The organism is Mycolicibacterium vinylchloridicum (genome assembly GCF_013404075.1).
Taxonomy (GTDB): domain Bacteria; phylum Actinomycetota; class Actinomycetes; order Mycobacteriales; family Mycobacteriaceae; genus Mycobacterium; species Mycobacterium vinylchloridicum.
In genome coordinates this window covers 1-4527 of the sequence record NZ_JACBJQ010000127.1, presented here as the reverse complement: position 1 = coordinate 4527, position 4527 = coordinate 1, and the positions used below count along the sequence as shown (strand labels likewise).

3 protein-coding genes are annotated in these 4527 nt (G+C 66.5%); 2 read left to right on the top strand and 1 reads right to left on the bottom strand.

The window, feature by feature from the left end:
* Window positions 1-186: 186 nt before the first annotated feature.
* Window positions 187-3480 carry an error-prone DNA polymerase gene (locus HPC46_RS33760; RefSeq protein ID WP_179476344.1) on the top strand — a complete coding sequence of 1098 codons (3294 nt, stop codon included), beginning with the start codon at window positions 187-189 and terminating at the stop codon, window positions 3478-3480.
* Window positions 3481-3504: 24 nt separating this feature from the next.
* Here HPC46_RS33760 and HPC46_RS33755 read toward each other — a convergent pair whose 3' ends face one another.
* Complete coding sequence (locus tag HPC46_RS33755; protein WP_179476343.1) at window positions 3505-3915, bottom strand: TIGR03667 family PPOX class F420-dependent oxidoreductase; 411 nt, start codon at window positions 3913-3915, stop codon at window positions 3505-3507.
* A gap of 23 nt (window positions 3916-3938) precedes the next feature.
* Between HPC46_RS33755 and HPC46_RS33750 the strand changes: the two genes are divergently transcribed.
* Complete coding sequence (locus HPC46_RS33750; RefSeq protein ID WP_233717029.1) at window positions 3939-4469, top strand: nitroreductase family protein; 531 nt, start codon at window positions 3939-3941, stop codon at window positions 4467-4469.
* Window positions 4470-4527 lie beyond the last annotated feature (58 nt).

Here is a 4527-nt window from a genome sequence, read left to right as displayed (position 1 = left end):
CTACATAGGCAACGGCCGACCCAGCGGCCCACAACCCAAGACCGACGGAACGTCACCGAAGTCCTGATACACCAACTGTCACCAATGTCCTGATCCAGAACTGTCACCGATGTCCTGATACATCACATTTGTCGAATCTGAATCCGCACATTCGCATCGAACACATGTTCGAGTATGGTGAGGGGGGTGAGCTGGTTCAACGGGCCGCCGAGCTGGTCGGAGATGGAGCGGGTGCTGGGCGGCAAGCCCCGTCGCTCGGGCCTGTCGCTCGGGGAGCCGCACGCCGACGGTGGGGACAGCCCGGCCTGGTCGCGCCACCGGAAACCCTACGAGCCGCCCGCCGAGCGCCCACTGCGCTCGGCCGTGCCCTATGCCGAGCTGCATGCGCATTCGGCCTACAGCTTCCTCGACGGGGCCAGCACTCCCGAGGAACTCGTCGAGGAGGCATCGCGGCTGGACCTGCGGGCCATCGCACTGACCGATCATGACGGCCTCTATGGCGTGGTCCGCTTCGCCGAAGCAGCCAAGGAGCTCGAGATGCGCACCGTCTTCGGTGCCGAACTGTCGCTGAGCAATGCCGCCCGCACCGAGCTGCCCGACCCGCCCGGTCCGCACCTGCTGGTGCTGGCCCGCGGCCCCGAGGGCTATCGCCGGCTGTCTCGACAGCTGTCCGCCGCGCATCTGGCCGGTGGCGAGAAGGGCAAGCCGCGCTACGACTACGACGCACTCACCGAAGCTGCGGGCGGACACTGGCACATCCTCACCGGCTGCCGCAAAGGCCATGTCCGGCAGGCACTTTCGGATGGTGGGCCACGGGCGGCTGCCGCGGCACTGGCGGACCTGGTGGATCGCTTCGGCCGCGATCGGGTCAGCATCGAACTCGCCTGTCACGGCGATCCGCTCGACGACGAACGCAACGCCGCGCTGGCCGCGATGGCACCGCGGTTCGGGGTGGGTGTCGTTGCCACCACCGGCGCCCACTTCGCCGAGCCGAGCCGCGGCCGGCTGGCCATGGCAATGGGGGCGATCCGGGCTCGCCAGTCGCTGGACGAGGCGGCCGGCTGGCTGGCCCCACTGGGCGGTGCACACCTGCGCTCCGGTGACGAGATGGCCCGGTTGTTCGCACGTCATCCCGAGTCAGTCAGCGCCGCAGCCGATCTCGGCGAGCAGTGCGCCTTCGGGCTGGCACTGATCGCGCCGCAGCTGCCACCGTTCGACGTGCCCACCGGCCACACCGAGGACAGCTGGCTGCGCGAATTGGTGATGGTCGGCGCGGGCCGGCGCTATGGGCCGCGCGCCAGCGCGCCGGAGGCCTACGCCCAGATCGAGCGGGAACTCGGCATCATCTCCGCGTTGAAGTTCCCGGGCTATTTCCTGGTGGTCCACGACATCACCCGGTTCTGCCGGGAGAACGACATCCTGTGTCAGGGAAGGGGATCGGCGGCCAACTCCGCGGTCTGCTACGCACTGGGTGTCACCGCCGTCGACCCGATCGCCAATGAACTGCTCTTCGAACGGTTCCTCTCCCCGGCCCGCGACGGGCCGCCCGATATCGATATCGACATCGAATCGGACCTTCGGGAGAAGGCCATCCAGTACGTCTACGACCGCTACGGTCGCGACTACGCCGCGCAGGTCGCCAACGTCATCACCTACCGAGGCAAGAGTGCGGTGCGCGACATGGCTCGTGCGCTCGGCTTCTCCCAGGGCCAGCAGGACGCCTGGAGCAAGCAGATCAGCCACTGGCACTCCGGGGCTGACTCGCCGGACGTCGAGGGCATTCCCGAACCGGTGGTCGACCTGGCGGTCCAGATCAAGAACCTGCCGCGGCACATGGGCATCCACTCCGGCGGCATGGTGATCTGTGACCGGCCGATCGCCGACGTGTGCCCGGTGGAGTGGGCCCGCATGGAGAATCGCAGCGTCCTGCAGTGGGACAAAGATGACTGTGCGGCAATCGGTTTGGTGAAGTTCGACATGCTCGGTCTCGGCATGCTCTCGGCGCTGCACTATGTCATCGACCTGGTCGCCGAGCACAAGGGCATCACGGTCGATCTGGCCAAGCTGGACCTGTCCGAGCCGGCGGTCTACGAGATGTTGCAGAAGGCCGATTCGGTCGGGGTGTTCCAGGTGGAGTCGCGCGCCCAGATGGCCACCCTGCCGCGGCTGAAACCGCGGGTGTTCTACGACCTGGTGGTGGAAGTGGCGCTGATCCGTCCCGGGCCGATCCAGGGCGGCTCGGTGCACCCGTACATCAAGCGGCGCAACGGGTTGGAACCCGTCACCTATGAGCATCCATCCATGGAGCCCGCGCTGCGAAAGACGTTGGGGGTGCCGCTGTTCCAGGAGCAACTCATGCAACTGGCGGTGGACTGCGCGGGCTTCTCGGCGGCCGAGGCCGATCAGCTGCGCCGGGCCATGGGGTCCAAGCGGTCGACCGAGAAGATGCGACGGCTGCGCGATCGGTTCTATGCCGGGATGGCGCAGCGGCATGGCATCACCGGTGAGGTGGCCGAACGGATCTACGAGAAGCTGGAAGCCTTCGCCAATTTCGGTTTCCCGGAGAGCCATTCACTGAGCTTCGCCTCGCTGGTGTACTACTCCTCGTGGTTCAAGCTGCACCATCCGGCGGCGTTCTGCGCCGCGCTGCTGCGCGCCCAGCCGATGGGGTTCTACTCGCCGCAGTCGCTGGTCGCCGACGCCCGCAGACACGGGGTCGTCGTGCACGGGCCTGATGTCAACGCAAGTCTGGCGTACCCCACGCTGGAGAACTCCGGACTGGATGTGCGGCTGGGACTGGGTGCGGTGCGCCACATCGGTGACGAGCTTGCCCAACGTATCGTCGACGAACGCGACATCGGCGGACCGTTTACCTCCCTACTGGATTTGACTGGGCGGGTCCAGCTTTCGGTGCCGCAAACCGAGTCGTTGGCCACTGCCGGGGCGCTGGGCTGCTTTTCGATCGCCCGCCGGGAGGGGTTGTGGGCGGCCGGGGCGGCGGCCACCCAGCGTGCCGACCGGCTGCCCGGCGTCGGCTCATCGTCGAACGTGCCGGCGTTGCCCGGCATGACCGAGGTGGAATTGGCCGCTGCCGACGTGTGGGCCACCGGCATCTCGCCGGACAGCTACCCGACCCAGTTCCTTCGGGAAGATCTCGACGCGATGGGGGTACTCCCGGCCGACCGCCTGCTCGACGTGCCCGACGGCAGCCGGGTGCTGATCGCGGGTGCAGTGACGCATCGCCAGCGTCCGGCCACCGCGCAGGGCGTGACGTTCATGAACATCGAGGACGAGACCGGCATGGTCAATGTGCTGTGCACGCCGGGAGTGTGGAATCGCCATCGCAAACTGGCCCAGAGCGCCTCGGCCCTGCTGATCCGCGGGCAGGTGCAAAACGCCACGGGTGCGGTGACCGTCATGGCCGAGCGGATGGGCCGTATCACGATGAAGGTCGGCTCCCGCTCGCGCGACTTCAGATGAGTTTCTTCCGCTCGGCCAGCTGCCCTACTCCGTCGGGGTCGTCCACACCTTGTCGATACTGATCCGCAGCCGCAGGTTGAACCCGCCCATCGAGTCGGTCAACCCGAATTGATCTGACAGCGCACCGTATTTGGCCCAGTACGGGCCATCATCGCGGGGATCGGCGTCCTCGCTGTCCACAGTGGCGGTGCCCCCGACGACGATGATGCCCCCACCGTTGCCGTCGGAGTCCAGGTTCAGACTGACGCGCGGATGCGACCGGATGTGGCGCACCTTGGCCGAGCCGGGCGCGGTGTAGACGATGAGGTCGGTGCCGTCGAAGAAGAACCACACCAACTTGGGTACCGGCTGGCCGGATTTCGCGACCGTGGTCAGCCAGCCGTAGTGGTCACCGGTGAGCCGATCGATGACCTCTTGAGTCAGTTCAGTTGCCATGGAGCCGAATGTAGTCTCAGCCCATGACACTCGATCTGACCGTTGATGAACTCCTGACCTCCACCCGATCGGTTCGCAAGCGTCTCGACTTCGACCGGCCGGTCCCGCGTGAGGTGCTGATGGAGTGTCTGGATCTGGCGCTGCAGGCGCCCACCGGTTCCAATGCCCAAGGCTGGCAGTTCTTGTTCGTCGAGGACCCCGCCAAGAAGAAGGCGCTGGCCGACATCTACCGAGCCACCGGCACGCCCTACCTCGACATGCCGGCGCCGGTTCGGGGCGATATGCGCGATGCACAGATGGACTCGGTGCTGAGCTCGGCCAAGTATCTGAACGAGAACCTGGAGAAGACTCCGGTTTTCCTGATCCCGTGCCTGGAGGGCCGCCCCGACGGCGCCCCCGCCGGGATGCAGGCGTCCTACTGGGGTTCCCTGATTCCCGCCGTCTGGAGCTTCATGCTGGCCCTGCGTTCGCGGGGGCTGGGCTCGGGTTGCGTCCAGCAGAGTGGTGTACGAGTCGGACCTGATCAGCGGTACCGGCGTGTCGTAGCCGGATGAATGAAGGTCATCGCGTGATTCTTCGAGAGACCCGCGAAAGTCACTCGAGCAAAGGAAT

Bases quoted from the DNA above. Each gene is read 5' to 3' on its own strand.
- HPC46_RS33750 (WP_233717029.1), top strand. From the start codon at position 3,939: ATGACACTCGATCTGACCGTTGATGAACTCCTGACCTCCACCCGATCG.
- HPC46_RS33755 (WP_179476343.1), bottom strand. From the start codon at position 3,915: ATGGCAACTGAACTGACTCAAGAGGTCATCGATCGGCTCACCGGTGAC.